The 20,412-nt window shown below is 62.7% G+C and carries 13 protein-coding genes; 2 read left to right on the top strand and 11 right to left on the bottom strand.

Annotated features, from left to right (window positions below):
- Positions 1-98: 98 nt before the first annotated feature.
- The gene (locus I41_RS23025; RefSeq protein WP_145435324.1) at positions 99-1,565 is read right to left on the bottom strand and encodes a hypothetical protein; all 1,467 of its coding nucleotides are present in this window, start codon (positions 1,563-1,565) and stop codon (positions 99-101) included.
- Positions 1,566-1,609: 44 nt separating this feature from the next.
- Entirely contained in the window at positions 1,610-4,030 is a 2,421-nt protein-coding gene (locus I41_RS23020) for a CehA/McbA family metallohydrolase (RefSeq protein WP_168207107.1), read from the bottom strand.
- A 228-nt stretch (positions 4,031-4,258) separates the two neighbouring features.
- Here I41_RS23020 and I41_RS23015 point away from each other — a divergent pair, with 228 nt between their 5' ends.
- The gene (locus I41_RS23015) at positions 4,259-6,151 is read left to right on the top strand and encodes a sulfatase-like hydrolase/transferase (protein WP_210421042.1); all 1,893 of its coding nucleotides are present in this window, start codon (positions 4,259-4,261) and stop codon (positions 6,149-6,151) included.
- Between the two features lie 255 nt (positions 6,152-6,406).
- Here the strand turns inward: I41_RS23015 and I41_RS23010 are convergent, their stop codons facing one another.
- The 9 genes from I41_RS23010 to coxB form a co-directional block, all read right to left on the bottom strand.
- A complete protein-coding gene (locus I41_RS23010; RefSeq protein WP_145435322.1) occupies positions 6,407-6,940 on the bottom strand; it encodes a hypothetical protein in 534 nt (177 codons plus the stop codon).
- The gene (locus tag I41_RS23005; RefSeq protein ID WP_168207106.1) at positions 6,937-9,309 is read right to left on the bottom strand and encodes a cytochrome c oxidase assembly protein; all 2,373 of its coding nucleotides are present in this window, start codon (positions 9,307-9,309) and stop codon (positions 6,937-6,939) included. Before I41_RS23005 ends, I41_RS23010 begins: the two co-directional genes overlap by 4 nt.
- A gap of 7 nt (positions 9,310-9,316) precedes the next feature.
- Positions 9,317-10,819 carry a cytochrome b N-terminal domain-containing protein gene (locus I41_RS23000; protein ID WP_145435318.1) on the bottom strand — a complete coding sequence of 501 codons (1,503 nt, stop codon included), beginning with the start codon at positions 10,817-10,819 and terminating at the stop codon, positions 9,317-9,319.
- Between the two features lie 284 nt (positions 10,820-11,103).
- A complete protein-coding gene (locus I41_RS22995; protein WP_145435316.1) occupies positions 11,104-11,667 on the bottom strand; it encodes a QcrA and Rieske domain-containing protein in 564 nt (187 codons plus the stop codon).
- Positions 11,668-11,696: 29 nt separating this feature from the next.
- Positions 11,697-12,440: a c-type cytochrome gene (locus I41_RS22990; RefSeq protein WP_145435314.1), complete on the bottom strand. Its 744-nt coding sequence runs from the start codon at positions 12,438-12,440 to the stop codon at positions 11,697-11,699.
- Positions 12,441-12,524: 84 nt separating this feature from the next.
- Positions 12,525-13,823, bottom strand: a complete 1,299-nt coding sequence (locus tag I41_RS22985; RefSeq protein ID WP_145435312.1) for a hypothetical protein — start codon at positions 13,821-13,823, stop codon at positions 12,525-12,527.
- Complete coding sequence (locus I41_RS22980) at positions 13,820-14,440, bottom strand: cytochrome c oxidase subunit 3 (protein ID WP_145435310.1); 621 nt, start codon at positions 14,438-14,440, stop codon at positions 13,820-13,822. Before I41_RS22980 ends, I41_RS22985 begins: the two co-directional genes overlap by 4 nt.
- A 201-nt stretch (positions 14,441-14,641) precedes the next feature.
- Positions 14,642-16,315 (bottom strand): cytochrome c oxidase subunit I, encoded by a 1,674-nt coding sequence (ctaD, locus tag I41_RS22975; RefSeq protein WP_145435308.1) that lies wholly within the window; start codon positions 16,313-16,315, stop codon positions 14,642-14,644.
- A gap of 139 nt (positions 16,316-16,454) precedes the next feature.
- On the bottom strand, positions 16,455-17,480 hold the full coding sequence (coxB, locus tag I41_RS22970) for a cytochrome c oxidase subunit II (protein ID WP_168207105.1): 1,026 nt from the start codon (positions 17,478-17,480) through the stop codon (positions 16,455-16,457).
- A 276-nt stretch (positions 17,481-17,756) separates the two neighbouring features.
- Here coxB and I41_RS22965 point away from each other — a divergent pair, with 276 nt between their 5' ends.
- Complete coding sequence (locus I41_RS22965) at positions 17,757-20,411, top strand: MGH1-like glycoside hydrolase domain-containing protein (protein WP_145435304.1); 2,655 nt, start codon at positions 17,757-17,759, stop codon at positions 20,409-20,411.
- Position 20,412: the final 1 nt, after the last annotated feature.

Here is a 20,412-nt window from a genome sequence, read left to right as displayed (position 1 = left end):
AAAGCGCAGAATAGGGAAGCTCGATCAAGGCGGCAGAGCCTTCGCTCCGCTGAGGAAGAAGTAGAGGTTGTCACTTTAGAGTCCTCAAGATGACAACTTTACTTCTTCGCTTCAATCGCCGGATGCTGCTGAGCTACCTCGTCCAATAGTTCATCGAGCGTCGCGCGAATCATTGGCTCCGCTCCCTTCTCCAGATAGCTGGAACGCGCCCGCCATGTGCTGTATTCACCGACCTCGAATTGATCAGGCGGCGGCAGGTAGCCGTTGCAGCCGTTGGCCAGTTCAATCACCATCGTCAGCGGAAAGGGACTCGCCTCTTTGATTGCCAGTCCGGTGCTGCCATACGTTTCACACGGGCTCGTGGCGATCGCGAAGTCGCCGATTCGCAGCGCCTGAAGTTTGACTTCCTTCTCCGCCGGCCAGTCGGCCATCTTCACTGTTTCGCGGGCGTAGTTTTCTTCCCAGTTACGCGTCGGTCGCTCACCGACGGTGTTCGTCATATACTCGCGGGCGAGCTTGACGTCGCGCTCCGAGGGCTTGCGCACGCTAAACGTTTGCGCTCGCTCCGCCATCGCGATTGGAGCCCAATCGTGATAAGTCGTCGACCGAAGGGCTTCGAGCGTTTTGTCGGCCACTTCGCGCGCGACGGTGAAGCGATCACTCTTCCAGTCCGACTTGCTGAAGTCGATGCAGTTGGCGTCGCCGCTCGTTCCGTTGCTGAGAATCGCGACGAAAGGCTGGCCTTCCTCGACGCCCAAGTCGCGGGCCATCACGCGGCAGTACTCGCCAAAGTAATCGGCCGAGACGCCTGGTTCGCCGACGCCGGCATAGTGAGCTGAGTAATTCGCCAATAGGCCGAGCGGTTTGCCGTCGATGGTTTGCAGCGACAATACGGTGACTGCGGGATCCACCGGTCCGACAGGGCGAATTTTATTGGGATTGGAGGCGCCGGGGTTCATCATCACCAGATTGACTGGCTGGCCGGTGAAGGCGGCTGGCGGGTTTTCGGCGGTTCCTGGTTTCATCAGCCAGCGGCGGCAATACACAAACCGCGGACAGTCGACCTTCGCCCAGCCGACGCGCGCGGGAACGCGGTGATTCCACGCACTGGTGATTGCCTGCGCGATGCGCGGGATTAGGAATTCGACGTAGGCCGGCTCGACGTCGTTGCCGTGGCAGCTGTAGGCAGCGGGCGCCGAGTGGGTGTGAGTCGAGGAGATAAGCATCCGCTCCGGCGGGATGCCCGTCTCGCGCGAGGCGATGGCCTTGGCGGCGTCGATTGTTTCACGATCGACCATGCAGCTGTCGATGACGGCGACTGCCGCCGCCGTCGCGCCGTCGTCGAGCACGATCGCGCGGACGTAAAGCGGATCGAGCGACTTTTCGGCTATGGTCAGGGTAAGATTTCCGGCCGTGCGGATCGGAAACGTTGGCGGCGAAACGTCGACCAGCGCGGCGCCCGCTTTGAAGACAGGCGCTGCGGCTCTTACCTCGATCGCGGTGAACGCGATCAGGACGAATGCGAGGCCGATCCCTGCGACGTTCTTGGTCCACTCAACAAGCATTGTTGTCTCCCGGCGTGTAACGACGAAATCGGCCGCAGGATCTCTCAGCGGTCGTCAAATGATTCTGCTGCGATGCGATCATACTCGCTTCGCGCGAAGTCGTATGCTTGCTGCGCGGCTTCCAGTTCATGTTCCCGAATCTGCGGTCGCTTGGCTGCCCAGCAGACGTCGACTCCCTGGCGGCACCACTCCGCACTCTTACGGCTAGCGCGGATCGGCTGCCCGTCGACTTCGACGAAGATCGGATTCGTGTGCGAGCTTGGCAAAATTCGCACCGCCACCCAGCACGAACGCTCGGGGCGATGGTTGAACTTCAAGTCTTGGATCGAGCCATCCGCCTCAATCTCGCGGCGTTCCACCGCTTGGCCATTGACGATCAATTCGACCGGAACGCGCCGCGTGTCGTTGATGCGAGCCCGCTCAACGTGCCAGTACGGCTGCTCGGCGAGCGAACGTTGCCGAATCTGCTCGTTGGGTTGTTCGGCGAGCAGGGCCGCCGCCTTCAATTCCAGCGTTAGCTCATCGCCCGCTTTCACGTCAAGCTGGCTCACCTTGCCGTTAGATCCCTTCGCGCCGACCTCGACGCCGTTGGCTTGAAAATCGAATAGATGGCTGAGTCCGTCGCTCACATAGCTGCGCCCCTGTTTGATTCCGGCAATCCATGTTTCGTAGTCGAGCGGCGTTGGCGAGGCGTCGCCGGACTTCGCTGCCGCCGCCGCGGCCGACGGGGGCTCGATCTTGACGTAGGCGCGGCCGAGGCCGACGCGCTCGTCGTAAATGCAGGGAAAGTCGGTCTCGCCGCTGATGCGGCAGCGGTAGCCGCAGTTGAGCGTGTGGTACCAGATGCTCAACTCCCATACGATGGGCGTGTCGACGGACGAAATGAAATCGCACGCGCCCTGACAGACGTCGACGACGTATTCATTGGCGCCGATGCCGTCGAAACGGGGCATTTTGTAGCTGGGAAGCTCGTCGTCGTCGACCTCCAATCCCCAACCGCTGTGGGAGTAGCCGACGACGGCCCCTTGCCGCTGTCCCCACTGCAGCACCGGGAGATTCCAGCTGGGCCATTGCCCAATGAGCTCTGTCTCCTTTCCGGCAAAGCTCCCGCGCTCGTTGCCGTAGCTGTAATCGAAGGAGGTCTGTTCTGGATACGCGTAGTCATCCTCCTTTAAGTTCAAAAGGCAGAGGTGTCCGGCGTGGGAGGAGGGAAAGCCGCTTACTTCGACGTCGTAACGCATCAGATAGTCAGGCCGGGACCGCGGATCGGTTTGACCTTCGAAGTAGGTCTTCTGGTGATACCAACAGGGACCCCAGGCGAGGACGCAGCCGACGTTGAGGTCCTCGCCCAAAATGTGCCGCATCATGTCGTCGGGGGTCACCCCTTCGGTCGGTGATTCGTAGTGGGAGCAGCCAGCGGCGTGAACGTGATGATCGCCGGAGTACCAGTGGTGGTCGGTGAGTCGGATCCAGCGCTGCAGCTCAAAGCGCTCCACTTGTTTTCCGTCCCCGTCGGGCCGCACGTCGATTTGGCGTTTCCCGACGACATACTCTGGTCCGCGGCCGAACTCGACGTCGTACTTGCCGGGCGGCAGCAACACCGTCTCGCCGTCGTGGCGGTAGATCTGATCGTGAAAGAAAAAGTCGGGCGCCAGGCGCCGCGCGCGCGCTGGGTAGACTCGTCCTTGCGCATCGCGAAACGCGAAACTCGCCGTCGTCGGTTCGCCGCGCTCGTCGCGCACGCGCAGCGTCACGCGCTCCGCCGGTTCGCATGTGAACAGAATTGGCAGCCCGCTCCGAAAACCCAGGTCTTGCGTTCCCTGGCCAACGTCGAACGATAGAAGGGCTTCGCGCTGTCCGGCGTCACGGGAATAAAGCTGGACGATGCGATACTCCAGCGGCAGCCCCGACAGGGCTGGCGTCAGCGGCTGTCCGTCGAACATCTGCGCGTCGAGCCAGCGATTAGCCACGTCGGCAGGCTTGATCTCGCCGCTGCCGCGCGGACTGCTCGTGGAACGCTTGTGAAGCGGCGCCGCGTTGGGGCTCGCGACGGCCAGCGGCGCGGTCACTCCTCCCTCGTTGTGAACCTTTACGAGAAAGCTGCTCCAACCCTGCTCGTTCAACTGCTTGGGGCAGGGCCCCGCCGCCGCCTTGACCCGACTTTCGGGATTGATGTGGACCATGGCGATCGCGCGCCGATCAAAGACGTTTTGGATGGCCTCGACAGCTGCACGGTTGTCGGTTTCCGCAAGCGCCGCATCGAACTGCGCCTGCTCTGCCGCATTGAGCGGTTGCCCCAAGAATTCTAGCGCCTGGACGACGCGCTTGGCTTGTGACTTGAGCGGCTGCCCCTCGACCGCGTTGACCAAGGGCAATTCCTGCCCTCGCACGAGACGGGCGTCGCCTATCGTCGCCGCCGCAAGCAGCACGCACATGCAGAGGGAGTGAGGAAGAGCTAACTTCATAAGAGCCTCGGCGTTCAAGAAAAGCGGCGTTGTGAGCCAACGCGATCTCAAATCCGCGCCGCCGGGGCGCGGAATTGCAGTCTAGCATAACCGCCGCAGGGCGAAATCAAATAACGGCGCCTGCTACAATGCACGAACGGTCGCAGTGGATCACCATGATCGCAGTGGGGCGCCGAATTGCGGCGACCAGTTGCCGTGCGCAGGCTAGGTAGGCGGAGGCCAATGTTGATGACTCGCGTCAGATATGCTCGACTCGCGGCGGCGATCTATTGCTCCATGCTGATCGGGCAAGGACGGGCTGACGAATCGGCGCCGCCGGCCGTTCGTCCCAACGTCATCTTGATCCTCGCCGACGACCTCGGCGTTAACGATCTTGGCTGCTACGGCCGCCGCGACCACCAAACCCCGCACCTCGATCAACTTGCATCGGAGGGCGTGCGGTTCGCCTGTGCCTACACGGCCCAGCCGATTTGCTCGCCATCGCGCGCGGCGCTCATGACCGGGAAGGCGCCAGCGCGGCTCCACCTGACGAACTTTCTGCCGGGCCGGCCCGATGCGCCGTCGCAGAGACTTCTGCAGCCGCGCATCGAGGGCCAACTGCCGCTTGAGGAAACGACCGTCGCTGAACTGCTGCAACAAGCCGGGTACGCCACCGGCTTGTTCGGCAAATGGCATCTCGGCGGTCCCGGCTTCGGGCCAGAGAAGCAAGGATTCGAAACAGCCGTTTCGCCGCCGGCGAACACGCCGCCGACGCTGGCCGACGGCGGCAAGGGCGAGGGCGCCATCACGGCCGCGGCCGAAGAGTTCATCGCGGCGCATCGCAACGAGCCCTTCTTCTGCTACGTCGCGCACAACAATCCCCATATCCCGCTCGCCGCGGCGCCCGAGCTCGTGGCAGAACATGGCGACGCGTTTCATCCCGTCTACGCGGCCATGATCGAAACGCTCGACGATTCGGTCGGCCGACTGATGAAGCACGTCGACGACCTCGGCTTGAGCGAACGAACCATCTTCATTTTCACCAGCGACAACGGCGGGCTGCACGTCCTCGAATCACCCGGCACGCCCGCGACGCACAACACGCCGTTTCGCGCTGGTAAGGGATACCTTTACGAAGGCGGCCTGCGCGAGCCGCTCTTGATTCGTTGGCCCGGCGTCGCCGCGGCGGGGAGCGTTTGCGAATCGCCGGTCGTGCTGACCGATCTTGTGCCGACGATTCTGGCCGCGGCGGGGATCGATGTCGCCACCACGGTTGGCCCGCTGGATGGAGTCAGCATGATTGGGCTGCTCCGCGGCGAGCCGCTGCCGCCGCGGCAACTCTATTGGCACTTCCCCAACTACACGAATCAGGGGAGTCGCCCGGCTAGCGCCATCCGCGAAGGCGAGTGGAAGCTTGTGGAACAGCTCGAGGACGCGAGCGTGGAACTCTTTGATCTTGCGAATGATCCGAGCGAAACGATGAACCTTGCGGCGGCGAACCCCGATCGCGTTGACGACTTGCGACGAAAACTGCACGCCTGGCGCGACCGGATGGGCGCACAGATGCCAACCACCAACCCTGATTTCGACGCCGCACTTCACCGACGGCTATACATTGAGCAAGATCCGTCACGACTGCCGCCGGAAACAACGGCCGCGGCGACGGGTCCCAATTGGAAGGCGTGGCGCACGGCGATGAACAAGGTGCGGGAAGGGGCGGAGCCAGCAGTCACTCCTGCCGCGGGCGACATTCGCCTACATGCTCGCGATGCGATCGTGCACGCAAAGACGATGCGGTACGAAGCCGAGCCGCACAAGAACGTTCTCGGCTATTGGACTGATCCCGCCGATTGGGCCGAGTGGGAGTTCGACGTCCCTGAGGCCGGCGAGTACGAGGTCGAAATCCAACAAGGGTGCGGCGACGGCAGCGGCGGAGCGCTGGTGGCGGTAGAAGTTGGCGGCGAGCGGTTCGAGTTCACCGTGCAAGAGACGGGGCACTTTCAGCAGATGATCTTGCGCACCATCGGCCAAGTGAAGCTGGCGGCGGGCCGACAGAGATTGGCGATCAAACCGCAAACCAAACCGGGCCCGGCGGTGATGGACGTTCGCCGCGTCGTGCTACGACCGATTGCGTTGCCGTAATAGGCCGCGCATTCTTGGGAACTGCAGAGGACGAAATTTGAACCGCCAAGGACGCCAAGGTTCGCCAAGGAAATGCAGCGAGCAATTGAACCACGACGACACGACGAGCACGACGGAAGAAGAGAAGCAGAGGAACGCTAGTCCTCATCAGCGAAGATTAGCGCCGATTAGTGTTCCCTACTCACCTTAGTCCCGTTGAAGCTACTGGGGCTTGTCGGTTCAACTTTTGGATTTTGTAGTTTTCCTGAACGCGCATTACGCCCGTTTGCGACCAAGCATGCGGTGGGCGACAAAGATCGCCGCCGCCGCGAACGGCCAGAGGATCCACAGGGCGAGCTTCGTCCAAGCGGGAGGCGCCGCGACGATCTGCAGCGGGAATGGGATCTCCACTTTCGCGTTTCCTACTCGGCAGTCGATTGTTCCTTGCCAGTCGCCGGGACTGGACGCGTTGAGTAGCGCGGACTGCAGCAACTTGTTCGTCGCCTGATCGCGGCTCGACGGGGCGCTCGTCGTGACCCCCTCGGCATCGCCCGCGGCCGTGAGCGTCACGGCAATGTCGGCGTCGGCGATCACGCTTCCGCTCGCTTCCGCTTGCACGAGTACGCTCACATCGATCGGCCCCACGCGCGGCGGGTCGGGAGTGACGAAGACCGAAACGATCCAGCCATTGATGCGCTCGACCCGTACCAGTCGGCCGCCATCAGCTCGAATCGGTTCGCCGCCGCAGACGGTCGCCGTCAACGCCAGCAGTGCGGTAGCGATGCTCCGTCGCCGTGGCTGGCACGTCATGGCTGCGCCTCGTTTTGCGCGATGACGGCGGCGTCGGCCGGCAGCGTGCCGCGCATTTGCATCGGCTGCAGCAGGATCCAGACGCCGCTGGCGTAGAGGGCGATTGCCAGCAGGCCCCAGGGCGCTGCAGCCCCGATCGCTCGGCGCGTGCATGAGGCCCGCGACTCAGCGATGCGCAGCACGGTGTATAGCGTTCCCAGCAGCCCGACTCCGAGGGCGAGGAACTCGAACCGCAGCACCCAGGCGGCCGCCGGTCGGCAGCAAGCGCAGATCCATTCCGGCGGTCCGAGAAAATCGACGCCGAGATCGCCGCCGAACCGCTGGGCTGCAGGAATGATCGCTTCCCAACTGGTGAAGAAATGAAACGAATAGTGAGCGATCCACATCGCGAAGCCGAGCGGAATCAGGGCGAAGGCGTAGCGTGCGGCCAACGCGGACGTACGCGTACGCCCGTCGCTCAAAATGCGGCTGAAGTAGGCCGCTAGGAAGACGGTGATCGTCGGCAGCGCGACGATCGCCAGCGCGTAGAAGAGCGTCGTCATCGCCAGCGGCGATGCGCTGCCGGCGGTCGCTCGCAACTTGTCTTGCCAATTGAGCACCGGAGCGACCATCCCGGCGGCGTTCGCGAAGGCGCCAAAGACGAGCACTAGCGCGAGCGCCGCGACATCGGGGCGAGCGCTCAGACGACCGACGCCGGCGCGGAAGCGGTCGCTCCAGAGAGTCGCCGCTGGGACGACGGCGAGCACGCCGATGTTTTCATGAGGACAGACGTGAACGCAGTCGAGACAGAACGTGCAATCAAGATTCCCCGCCTTGCGAGGTTGAAAGAGTCCCATCTCGCAGCCCGGCAGCGTGGCTGAACCGCGGATGCACTCTTTGGTGGTGCAGGCGGTGCAAACGCTCGGCTCGCGAACCGAGACCTCCAACGGCGATGCGAGCGATTGAACGAAGTTGAACTGGCCGATCGGGCAGACATACTTGCAGAACGAAGCCCCGGCGAAGAAGGCGTCGACCACAAGCGCGGCGGCGAAGTAGGCGAGCGCGATCCAAGCGGTGAGCCAAGGGCTGTCCCAGAGAGCGAAGGCCTCGTAACTCCACAAAAATAGCGCGACCAGCGCGACGGCGAGCCATTTGTTCTTGAGCACGCGCGGCCAGCGGCGCGTCGGTTGCCAGAAACGGCGCGCGAGCGAGCGCGGCAAGGTAAATGGGCACGCCATGCAAAAGAGGTTGCCGGCGACGAGCAGGCCGAGGATGACGAGCCCGCGCCAATGAATCCAAGGCAACACGCCGGCGAGGTTGAGCGGGCTGACCTGCGGGCCGAGGAGGCCGTCGACGATGACCGCCACGGCTAGGAGGGCGACGATGGTTTGCAGTAACGGGCGGGAGTGACGCCAGCGAAGGAGCGCGCCGAGTAACGGTGCGCGCAGTAGATCGAAGCGGTTGGTCGATTGTAGATGCGCCGTTTGATTGAGAATGGGTAGGAGCGCTGCGGCAGAAAGTTCGCGTCGTGGCGAAGCAGTTTGTCGCGTCGCGCGGATTCGGTTCGGACTCGGTGACGTTCCCCGCATCAACTTGAGGGCGATAATGAACAACGGCAGCAAAAACGCAATCGACCCCGGGACCCACATGATGACGCCGGCGGCGGCTTGGTCGTCGAGCGCGGTGATCCCGGCGATGCGGGGGCCATTCTCGTAGTGAGGATAAATCACCCGTGACGAGAACGTCAGCCACGCGGCGAGCACCGTGTTCTGCACGTCGGCGAGCAGCAAGTACGGAAACAGCAGCCATGGCGACCAGCTGGGGCGGCTCGGGTGGGGCCGCACCACTGGATACCAAAAGAGGAGCGCGGCCGCCGTGAAGACGACATGCTCGACCAGATGCCAGCGTTCGTCGGTAAGCGCGACCTCGTAAAATCGCGGCGCGTGCCAGAACCAAGTGACGCCGACGTAAATCGGCCACGCCACGAGCGGATGCGTTAGTCGCGAGAAGAGGCGTTGCAACGGTCTAGAACGCAGCAGCGGCGCCACCCACACGGTGCGAATTGCCGTTGGGAGGCCCCGCACCAGCGGGAACATCGGCGCGCTCAACCAGATCAGCGGCGGGGCGACCATCATCAGCAGCAGATGCTGCACCATGTGGATTTGCAGCAGCAGCGTGGCGAACGGCTCCAACGGCGAGGCGAGGGCGAGAAAGATCGCGAAGAGCCCGCCGAAGAACGACGCCAGTCGCCAGGCGCTCCAACGGCTCGCATCGCGGCGACGGAGGATGCGCCAACCGCGGTAGTAGATCCCTGCCGAAAGCAGCAGCGACGCGACGAGCCAAGGTTCGCTTGGCCAAGAGCGCACGAAGGCGTCGAGCGTGGAACTCATGGCCGCCTCACTCGGTGAGTTCGACCGGTTGCGGCGTCGTGCCTTCGACAGGCGCATCTTCCACGGCGCCTGCGGGGAGTTGCCCGTCGGGGCGCAGGCTGATGAGGAACGCGACGGTAGCCTCCATTTCGGCCGGGCTCATCTGCTTGCCGTAGGCAGGCATATTGCCGCCGCCCGGCGTGCCGTTGCTGATCTGAGTGATCAACTGGTCGCGCGTGAGGCTCGCGCCGATCGTGGTGAGATCAGGGCCGCGGCGACCGCCGATCCCTTCGAGGGCGTGGCAGTTGCGGCAGTTCTTGAACTGGAACACCGCGGCGCCTTGGAGTTCGAGCGGCGTGCGACCTTCGACCAGATTCACCGGCACCGGATCGCCGCTCCAAGCGTCCATCACCGGCGACCAAGGCGCCTGCACTCCCTCGTAGGTGAGCACGCCGAGCGTCGTGTAGATGACGATCACCAGCAACACTGCCGCGGGGCGGCGGCTTGGCGCACGTTCGCCGCGGTTGCTGACGAACGGCACGAAGAAGAGCGCGCCGAGCACCAGCACCGGGAAGACGAGCATGATGAACGTCTCGATCGCCGGCGGGCTGAGCGACAGCAACCCGAAGAGCCACAGGAAGGGCCATTCGGGCCGCGGGTTGGCGCCGGCGAGCGTCGGATCTGGGGGCTCGGTAGGCCCTTTTGGTCCCACCACGGCGGCGATCACGACGACGATCGTCACCGCGAGCGCCGAAAAGAAAATGTCTTTCAACAGCGCGTCGCCGAAGAAGGGGACGCCTCGTTTCAGTTCTTCGTGGTAGGTCGCGTCGTAGGTTTTGGGATCGACGATTTCACCTGGCTTAGGCGGAGCGCTGATGCCGCAGCGCAACACGAGCCAGAGGTGGATTCCCAGGAACGTCAGCAGTGCCCCGGGAATGATGAAGACGTGGAGGGCGAAGAAGCGGCTGAGCGAACTCGCGCCGATGATGTCGCCGCCGAGCAGCGTGTGAACAATTTCGGGCCCCAGCACCGGCACGCGGCCTGCCATCGATGCCCCGACGGCGAGTCCCCAATACGCGTCAGTGTCCCACCGCAGTATCTGCCCCGTGAAAAACATCCCCATCGTGCAGGCGAGCAGCAGCACGCCGACGACCCACGTCAGCTCGCGCGGATATTTGTAAGAGCCTTGCAGAAACACCTGCGTCATGTGGACGAGCAGCATCACCACCATGCCCGACCCGGCGTAGTAGTGGAGCGACCGCAGGAACCAACCCCACGGTTGCTGGTAGTCGAGATAGAGCAGGCTTTCGTACGCCTGATCGGCCGCGGGGACGTACACCATCGACAGGCCGATGCCGGTGAGAATCTGAATCAACAAAAACGTCATCGACGCGCTGCCGAAGACATACCACCACCCCATCGGCCCATCGATCGACCGCGGCACCGGATGGCGCATCATCGGCCAAAGCGTGGCGCTCACGCCGGCGCGGGCGTCGATCCAGTGGGCTAGTTTACGGAGGAGTTGGTACATCGGCTGGGAATTAAATGCGATTTAACACAGAGGACACAGAGATCACAGAGAAAGAACTGAAGGCAATCATTAGCTTGAGAACGCTCGTTGTTGTTTGTCGATGTTCAGAGGTTTAATCGATCGGGCGCCATTGGCGTGTCGCCAGTGTGAAGTGTCGAACGAGCACCCACTTCAACACTGGCGACACGCCAGTGGCGTCCAAGTTCCGAGTCTCTAATAGGCAGCATCCAACCTGTCTCTCCTCTGTGCTCTCTGTGTCCTCTGTGTTGAAAGTATTTCCGTCTTCAAGATTCAAGCGACTCGGTGAGCGTGTCGTGCAGCGTGGGGTAGTGGGGGGCTTCGATTTCGAGCTTGCCCTCTTTCACGCGCCAGACGCAGTGGAACAATCCGCGCGGCGGCGGGCCGCTGGCGCGCTCGCCGTTTTCGTAGTAGACGCCGCCGTGGCAGGGGCACATGAACAATCCAGACTGGGGGAACCACGAGACGGGGCAGCCGAGGTGGGCGCAGTTGGCGGCGAGGACCAGGAACTGCTCGTCGCCAGCGTCATTCTTGCCCTGATAGCGGACATGGACGCCGGTCATCGACGTCATGCCGTCCCACGGTTGGCGGAGCGGGTTGTCGAAGTTGATTGTGCGTGTCTCGTTGAGGGGGAAGTCGGAGAGGTCGCCCATCGGCACCCACATCGCGGGGCGATGGCGGCGGCCAAAGAAGTAGCCGAGCATCGGCAATGTCAGCAGGCCAGTCGCGGCCGCGCCGAGCGCGCCGGTGAGGAGGCGGAAGAACGCCCGCCGCGGCGGTTTGCCGCCGGGGCAAAGTTGCTTGCCTGAGGAGGGGAGGGGAGCGTTCATGATATTGTTGCGCGGCGTTGAACGTGTTGTTATTTGCCGGCGTCACCGGCGGCAGCATCGCCGCGACGCCAGGAGGCAAGCAGGGCGACGAGCTCGTCGATTTCCGCCGAGGTGAGCGGCTTAAAATCCTCCGGCCGGCCGTCGGGGGCAGCGTAATTTGGCATCCCCAGATCGTGCCGTCCGGTGATAATAATCCTCCGCAGCGCCTGATCGCTGATCAGTGCTAGGAACGCACGGTCGTTGATCGCGCCGCCGCTGGCGTAGCCTGTCTCGCCGCCGGCGCCGTTCGGGCTATGGCATTCGGCGCACGCCCGTTCGAACAGCGTGGATGCTTGATCGGTCGCGCCGGGGGTGAGTTGCAAAATCGTCGCCGACGACAAGTAAGGTGGCGCGTCGGCAACGATTGCCGCATCGCTCACTTCTTCAGTCTTGTCCGCAGGCCAATGCGACTTCAGGCCCGCGGCGATGATCTTCACTTGCTCAGTGCTGAGCGTGCCGCCTCGCTCCGCAGCAAACGCCGGCATCGGCGTGCCGGGGCGGCCGTCGCGAATGACGGCATGGAGCGTCTCGTCGGGAATCAGGGCCAGGAAGAGCGGATCGTTCAGAGGCGGCGCGGGGCCTAGCTCGCCGTCGGCGCCATGGCAGCCAGTGCAATTCTGAGCGAAGAGCGTCGCAAAGTCGGTAATTTCGTTCTGCGGCAGCGGGCGATCGGCGGGGTTTGGTTTGCCGGGGAAGTCATCATTGCAGCCGACGAACGCAGCGCATGCGACCATCACGAGTGCCTGCGCAGTCTGGCGCGGGCCCTGTCGTCGAGTTCGCGTTGGCTGCCGCTGGATTAACAATCGAGTCTTTCCTCGTTAACCGGTGAGATACTCTTCGCGCAGCTCGGGCGCTCTTCCTGCCGGCGGAACGTGAACTGTGACCGAACGGACGACGACGATCGACGCTACCACGCCGAAGACAAACTGCGAGGCAATGAACCAGGGCCACTCGACCACCCGCTGCAGCGTCGGGTTGACCACGCCCATCAGGCCGTAGCTCATGCCCGTCCAGAGCAGCGGCATCACCAGTCCCCCCCACGCCATCGGCCCGGGGATTGTCGGCACGCGCGGCAGCACCAGTCCGAACGCCAAGCCGAACAACACCGACAATACCCCGTGCAAGATCATCGCCGTGGCGAACCAGTCGGCGTGATAGCCCTCAAGCTCCGCCGTGGTGAACTCGCCCGCATGCTGCGTCACCATCGCCGCGAGCAGGTTCGCGGGGTACCAAATGCTGTGATGCGAGAGGACGCTCCAGAGCATCGCGGGGAGCGGCATCAACAGCCCGCCGACAATGCCGCCGATGACGCCGCTCGCCACCGGTCGCCAGGACCGCAGTCGCATGAAGACCGCCGCGGCGATAATGCCGAACACCAACTGCGAGAGTACGAACGAGAGCCAATCGACTCGTGCACGGAGCGACGGATTCGCGGCGCCCCAGGCGATGTAGCTCATCGCTGTCCAGAGGAGCGGCATCAACAGGGCGCCCCAGGCGATCGGCTTCGGCAGGTCGGGGAGCGTCGGCAGCAGCACGCCGTAGAGCAATCCGATGATGAGCGACGTCACCGCATGGATGATCAGGCCAGTGACGAAGAGCGGCAGATGGAATTGTTCGAGCTGCGCCGTAGGCATGTCGCCGACGTTCGGCAACACCATCCCGGCGAGGAGGTTGATCGGCAGCCAGATACCGTGGCCGCTCGCGAGGCCGTAGAGCATCGCCGGCAGCGGCATCACGATGCCGCCGACGATGCCACCCTTGACGCCGGCGGAGATGGGATGCACCCGCACCGGCAAACGCAGCCGAAAGCCCGGCATGCCCGCCTGCAGGCGGGCCACGGCGCCGGGCCGCGGAGCGATGGTGCGTGGACGGCGGGCCAGTTCGACTCGCGGCTCCTGGACGTGGCCACGCCCGGGAACGAGTTGGCTGATCCACATCGAGAGCCCGACGACGAACAGCACGGCGCCGACGGCCGCGAAGGCGAGGCTCATCGCCACGCCGGCGGCGAGCAGCGCAATGCCAAGCGCGAAGACGAGCGGCGCCACGGTTGGCGCCGGTAGTTCAATGGCGCCGTCTTCGCGTTCGCTGTCGCCGGTGGGGCGCGGGGCGTCGCTCATGCCGTTCCCCCTTTGGCGCCGACGTAGACCACTAAGAATACGACGATCCAGACAACGTCGACAAAGTGCCAGTACCATGAAACGAGCTGGACGGCCGTGTCATGTTCCTTGGCGACGGCCCCGCGCGCGGCGAGCAGCAGGACGATCGACATCGCGATCACGCCGGCGGTGACATGGAGGCCATGGAATCCAACGAGCGTGTAGAAGGTGGTGCCAAATAGGTTGCGACTGATTGTTAGCTCCTGCCGCGTGATGAGGTCGTGCCATTCGAAGGCCGTGCCGAGAAGGAACGCGGCGCCCAGTGCGATCGTCATGGCCCACAACACTTTGAAAGCGGCGTGGTTGCCGCGTCGCAGCGCCGCTTCCGCGAAGTGAATGATCACGCTGCTCGCCACGAGGCAGAGGGTCGTGCCGAACGCCAACTTCAGCGACAGCGCTTGCGCCGGCGTCGGGCCGACCGTATCGCGGCCGAGGAACGTGACGTAGGCGACAATCAGCGTGCTGAAGAACGCCACTTCCGACACGAGGAAGCTCGCCATGCCCCACTGCGCAGCGCTGAGCGTTCGCTCGGGAGCGATCTCTGGCGGAATCGGTAATTCTGCGGCGGGGTAGGTCATCTTTTAGCTAGCTGAATCGATCGCATTTACCACGGAGGACACAGAGAGCACGGAGTAAAGGCAAAGCCGGAGGACCCTCTCAATTAGCAGCAAAGTTTTCTCACTGGCTGATAGCTGACAGCCCTGTTTTGTATTTGCTCTGTGTTCTCTGTGTTCTCTGTGATCTCTGTGATCTCTGTGGTTAAAGCGATAACGCGTCCATCACTCATATTGCCAATCAGGATCGTCGGGATGCTTCAAGTCCCACAACGGTCGGCGGCTGTGAACCACCGGCTCCGTCTCGAAGTTGTAACTCGGCGGCGGCGAACTGGTGGTCCACTCCAGCGTCCAGGCGTCCCACGGATCGTCGCCGGCCGGCTTGCCCTTCCAGAGCGAGGTGACGAGGTTGTAGACGAAGATCGCGTAGCTCGGCGTCTGCACGAGCGCGCCGATCGTCGTGAGTTGGTTCCACCACTCCCAATCGCGGCTCGGGTCGTAGGTGTAAATCCGCCGCGGCATGCCGAGGATGCCGGAGATGTGCATCGGCCCGAAGGTAAGAATGAAGCCGATGTAGAGCAACCAGAAGTGCCACACGGCCAGCCGTTCCGAAAGCATTCGCCCCGTGACCTTCGGGTACCAGTAGTAGATTCCCGCGAACGTGCCGAAGAGCGTCCCGCCGATCAGCACCCAGTGGAAGTGGCCCACGACGAAGTAACTGTCGGAAAGCTGAAAGTCGAACGGCGCCGCGGCGAGCATGATGCCCGTCAGCCCGCCGATGAGGAACATCGAAAGGAAGCCGAAGGCGAACAACATCGGCGACGCCAGGCTGATCCGTCCGCCGTAGATCGTCGCGAGCCAATTGAAAAACTTGATGCCGGTCGGAATCGAAACGATCAAACTCGCCGCGGCGAAGTAAAGGTCGAGCGTCCGGCTCATCCCGACGCAGAACATGTGATGGGCCCAGACGCCCAGGCTGATGAACGCGATGGCCATCGTCGCCGCAGCCATGAACTCGTAGCCAAACAGCACCTTGCGCGAGAAGACCGGAATCACCTCCGACACCATGCCGAATACCGGCAGGATAAGGATGTAAACCTCGGGGTGGCCGAAGAACCAAAACAAGTGCTGCCAAAGGTATGCCGAGCCGCCGTTCTGCACGTCGAAGAAGTGGGCGCCGAGTTGTCGATCGAACAAGATCATCACCAGCGCGGCGGTCAGGGGCGGGATGGCGAGCAGCATCTGGAAAGACGTCCAGAGCATCGTCCAGGCAAAAAACGGCATCTTCCGCATGGTCATGCCGGGCGCGCGCATGCCGAGGATCGTGGCGATAAAGTTCACCGCGGCGCCGATGGTTCCGATGCCGCTGATGAGCAGGCCGAGCGCCCAGAAGTCAGTGCCGGCGTTGCGGTCAAACGTGTGCTCGGTCAGCGGCGCGTACGCGAACCAGCCGATCTCCGGCGCAGCGCCAGTGATGAAGCTGAGATACGTGAGCAGCCCGCCGAACAGCGTGATCCAGAACCCAAACGCGTTCAGCCGCGGGAACGCCATGTCGCGGGCGCCGACCATCAGCGGAATCATGTAGTTGCCGATGCCGATGAGAATCGGCATCCCCACGAAGAACACCATCGTGGTGCCGTGCATCGTGAAGAGCTGATTGAAGACGCTCGGCCCGAGGACGTCGTTCCGCGCGTAGAAGAGTTGCCACCGCATCAGCAGCGCTTCAACGCCGCCGATGACAAGGAAGACGAGGCTCATCAGCACGTACATGATGCCGATCTTTTTGTGATCGACGGTCGTCGTCCAATCATGGAGCGCATCGGCCCAGCCGCTCGACGCATTATCCGCGGCGGCCGAGCCGGCATGCTCCAATCGATGTGAACGGTCGACGGTTGCCATTCCCTTGAAATCTGCAGCGTTGCAAATAAATCGTTTGCAGGAAGATCTCACGCAAAGGCGCGAAGGCGCGAAGGAGCTTGCATTGCAGGTTGTTCTTCTTTGCGCCTTCGCGCCTTTGCGTGAAACATTTGATGGAATCTCACTTCAACGTCCTTAGGTACTCCACGATTTGATTTTCTTCGTGGTCGCTCAGCCCAAACGCCGGCATCAGCACCCCCGGCTTGATCGCTTGCGGATCATGCACCCACTTCCGCAAATTCTTTAGCGTGTTGGCCACTTGCCCCGCGGCAATTGTCTCGCGACTCATCAAGTGAGTCAGATCGGGTGCGGCGCTTCCATCAGCCGCCGTCCCCGAGATGCGATGGCAATTCACGCACGAGTTCGCCAAGAACGCCGCTTTCCCGGCGGCGACCGCCGGATCCTCGACGGCGGACTGTGCCTGCTGTACCAGCCATGCTTCGAACGCCTCGTGCGACTGGGCGACGACTCGCAGCAGCATGTTCGCGTGTTGCGCGCCGCAATACTCCGCACACTGACCGAGATAAAGTCCCGGCTCCGTGGTTTCGAACGACAGGAGATTCGTGCGACCGGGTATCAGGTCGACTTTACCGCCCAAGCGAGGGACCCAAAAGCTGTGACAAACGTCGCCCGACTGCAGCGTCAGATGCACGGGCCGCGCAATCTGGTCGTCGCCGATCGGAATATGCAATTCGTTTGCCGTGATGAAGCCAAGCTTTCGGCCGTCGTAGCTGTCATAGCGATACTCCCACCACCATTGATGGCCGATGACCGTAACGAACAGCGATTGATCCCCCGCACGCGGCGTCACCGGCGCCGCCTCGACTTCCCACAGCGTGCGCGTCGTAACGAGCACCAGGAAAAAGACAATCATCGTCGGCGCCGCGGTCCAGGCAATCTCAATCGGCTCGCTGCCGTAGACCTGGGCCGGTTCGCCATCGGCGTCTTGCTGGCGGCGGCGAAATCGCCAGACCGAGTAGAACAGAATCCCTTCGACGACCAGGAAGATGATGCCGATAATCGCCAGCGCGAGGATCGCCAACTCGACGATCCAGCCGGCTTGCGGGGACGCAGGCGAGAAGATCGATACGTCGGCCATCCGTCCGTCGACGGCCGCCGCCAGCATCGATCGCCCAATTGCATCCACTGCACTCCTCCGGCCTGATTGCTGACTCCGCAGCATCGCACGCCAATATATCGCGACAAGACGACGTCGTCAGCCGGCTTTCGGATAAAGTCTTCGGGCAGTCAACTTCAGAATAGGCAATCTGCAATATGATGCGGTATTCTCTCGCGTAGCGTGTCGCCAATTCGCTGAATGTGGGAGGCGTCTCCGACGCCGATCACGCGCGACCTTCAACTCAACGTCTGTTGTCACGTGAAATCGGCGTCGGAGACGCCTCCCACAGGACCAACGCTCGCGATGCCCAGCGCCGAACAAACTCGTCTCACCCAAGGCAATGCTGGCGACGGCGACTGGCGGCGCTGGGGACCATTCCTCAGCGACAGGGCATGGGGCACCGTCCGCGAGGATTACAGCGCCGACGGCGACGCCTGGAACTACTTTCCCCACGACCACGCCCGCAGCCGCGCCTATCGCTGGAACGAAGACGGTCTCGGCGGATTCTGCGATCAGAAACAACACCTGTGCCTCGCCGTGGCCCTCTGGAACGAGCGCGATCCGATCCTGAAGGAGCGGATGTTCGGCCTCAGCAATCCGCAGGGGAATCACGGCGAGGATGTGAAGGAGTATTACTTCTTCCTCGACGGGACCCCGACTCATTCCTACATGCGGATGCTCTACAAGTATCCGCAGGCCGCGTATCCCTACGAGGATCTTGTCAAGGTCAACGGCGAGCGGAACCAGCAGCAGCCCGAATACGAGCTGTTCGACGCGCTGGAAGCCGACTTCCGTGCAAACCGCTACTTTGACGTGACGATCGAGTACGCCAAGGCGAGCCCGGAAGACATTCTCTGCCGGATCATCGCCGTCAATCGGGGTCCCGACGCGGCGCCGCTCCACATTCTGCCCCACCTCTGGTACCGCAACCGCTGGTCGTGGGAAGTCGGCGCCGAGCGCCCCGTGATCCGCGTTGCCGGCCCGATGGCCGCTTACACCAACGCCGACGCGATCGGCGAGCGCTGGTGGTACGTCCGCAGCGGCGACAGCCGGCCAGTCGAACTGCTGTTCACAGAGAACGAAACCAACTTCGAGCGTCTCGGCGAAGGGCCGAACCGAGCGGCATTTGTCAAAGACGGCTTCCACGAACGCATCGCCCAAGGCAACGCCGCGGCGGCCAACGATCGGCAAGGCAGCAAGCTTGCCGGCCACATCCGCTTTGACGTCCCGTCCGGCGGCACGTCGACCGTTGAGGTCCGTTTTCGCGCGGAGCCTCACGCCGTTCCCTTCGGCGACTTTGATCAGATCCTGTCCCAACGCCGCGGCGAAGCCGACGAGTTTTACCACGCCATCCTGCCCGCCAAGCTCGGTCCTGACGAACGGGTCGTCGCCCGGCAGGCGTGCGCGGGCCTGCTCTGGTCAAAGCAGTTCTATCACTTCGACGTGTTCCGCTGGCTCAAAGGCGACGAGCCGCAGCCGATTCCCCCCGCCCAGCGATGGCAAGGCCGCAACCATCGTTGGAAAGAGCTCCACAACGCCGAAGTCATCCTCATGCCCGACACCTGGGAGTACCCCTGGTACGCCTGTTGGGATTTGGCCTTTCACTGCATCGCAATGGCCCGCCTCGATCCGTGGTATGCGAAAAAGCAGCTCATTCGCATGGGTTACGAGTGGTACCAACATGCCAATGGGCAGTTTCCGGCCTATGAGTGGAATTTCGACGACGTGAACCCCCCCGTCACCGCCTTCGCTGCCTGGCGAGTTTATCAGATCGAGAAAGAAGACACGGGGCACGCCGATCTTGAGTTTCTCAAAGAGATCTTTCAGAACGAGATGCTCAACTTTAGCTTCTGGATCAATCGCAAAGACAGCGGCGGCCGCGACGTCTTTGGCGGCGGATTCCTGGGGATGGACAACATCGGCTGCTTTGATCGCGATATGCCGCTCCCCAACGGCGAGTTGCTCGAGCAGAGCGACGGCACGAGCTGGATGGCCCAGTACTGCATCGCGATGCTCACTATCGCCGCCGAGTTGGCCAAGCATGATCCCTTCTACCAAAACATGGCGCTCAAGTACTTCGAGCACTTCCTCTACATTGCCCATGCGATGACCAACATGGACGGGCAGGGGATCGATCTTTGGGATCAGGAGGATCAGTTCTTCTACGACGTCGTCTTGATGACCGATGGCACGACGCACGCGCTCAAAATCCAGTCCATGGTCGGTCTCGTACCGCTGTTCGCCGTGCTGACGGCGGAGCCAGATCGCTTCGCCGGTCTCGATCTGTTCGTGGAACGAGCGGGCTGGTTCCTCAAGCATCGACCCGATTTGCTCCGCAGCGTCGCGCCCGTCGCGATACCCGCGGCGAACAACTCACGGTTAATGGCGATTCTTACTCGCGAACGGCTGACCGCTGTATTGCAAAAGATGCTCGATTCCGAGGGGTTTCTTTCCGATTACGGGATTCGATCGCTGTCGCGCTATCACCGTGACCACCCGTTTGAACTCAAAGTCGATGGGCACGAATTCGTCGTGAAATATCTCCCGGCCGAGTCGGACAGTCGGCTCTTCGGCGGGAACTCGAACTGGCGCGGGCCGATCTGGTTTCCCGTGAACTACATGATCGTCCGCGCACTCCACGAATTCTATCGCCACTACGGGGACGATTTGAAGGTCGAGTTTCCGACCGGCTCGGGCGTGATGAAGAACCTTGAGGAAGTGGCCTCGGAGATTACAGGCCGCCTGGCGCGCATCTTCCTGCCCGATCGCACGCGCAACGGCCGCCGCGCCGTGTGGGGCGAGAACGACTACTTTGCGACCGATCCCCACTGGCGCGATCACATACCGTTCCACGAATATTTCAACGGCGACACCGGCGCCGGCGTCGGAGCGAGTCATCAAACCGGTTGGACGGCGCTGATCGTCTCGATGCTATTCGAATACGGCGGGCAACAGTGAG

Source organism: Lacipirellula limnantheis (genome assembly GCF_007746075.1).
In the GTDB taxonomy this organism is placed as follows: Bacteria; Planctomycetota; Planctomycetia; order Pirellulales; family Lacipirellulaceae; genus Lacipirellula; species Lacipirellula limnantheis.
This window is presented reverse-complemented; position numbering and strand designations above follow the sequence as displayed.

What these genes read in the sequence shown, in the direction of transcription:
- I41_RS23025 (WP_145435324.1), bottom strand. Translation starts at nt 1,565, where the DNA reads ATGCTTGTTGAGTGGACCAAGAACGTCGCAGGGATCGGCCTCGCATTC.
- I41_RS23020 (WP_168207107.1), bottom strand. Translation starts at nt 4,030, where the DNA reads ATGAAGTTAGCTCTTCCTCACTCCCTCTGCATGTGCGTGCTGCTTGCG.
- I41_RS23015 (WP_210421042.1), top strand. Translation starts at nt 4,259, where the DNA reads ATGACTCGCGTCAGATATGCTCGACTCGCGGCGGCGATCTATTGCTCC.
- I41_RS23010 (WP_145435322.1), bottom strand. Translation starts at nt 6,940, where the DNA reads ATGACGTGCCAGCCACGGCGACGGAGCATCGCTACCGCACTGCTGGCG.
- I41_RS23005 (WP_168207106.1), bottom strand. Translation starts at nt 9,309, where the DNA reads ATGAGTTCCACGCTCGACGCCTTCGTGCGCTCTTGGCCAAGCGAACCT.
- I41_RS23000 (WP_145435318.1), bottom strand. Translation starts at nt 10,819, where the DNA reads ATGTACCAACTCCTCCGTAAACTAGCCCACTGGATCGACGCCCGCGCC.
- I41_RS22995 (WP_145435316.1), bottom strand. Translation starts at nt 11,667, where the DNA reads ATGAACGCTCCCCTCCCCTCCTCAGGCAAGCAACTTTGCCCCGGCGGC.
- I41_RS22990 (WP_145435314.1), bottom strand. Translation starts at nt 12,440, where the DNA reads ATGGTCGCATGCGCTGCGTTCGTCGGCTGCAATGATGACTTCCCCGGC.
- I41_RS22985 (WP_145435312.1), bottom strand. Translation starts at nt 13,823, where the DNA reads ATGAGCGACGCCCCGCGCCCCACCGGCGACAGCGAACGCGAAGACGGC.
- I41_RS22980 (WP_145435310.1), bottom strand. Translation starts at nt 14,440, where the DNA reads ATGACCTACCCCGCCGCAGAATTACCGATTCCGCCAGAGATCGCTCCC.
- ctaD (WP_145435308.1), bottom strand. Translation starts at nt 16,315, where the DNA reads ATGGCAACCGTCGACCGTTCACATCGATTGGAGCATGCCGGCTCGGCC.
- I41_RS22965 (WP_145435304.1), top strand. Translation starts at nt 17,757, where the DNA reads ATGCCCAGCGCCGAACAAACTCGTCTCACCCAAGGCAATGCTGGCGAC.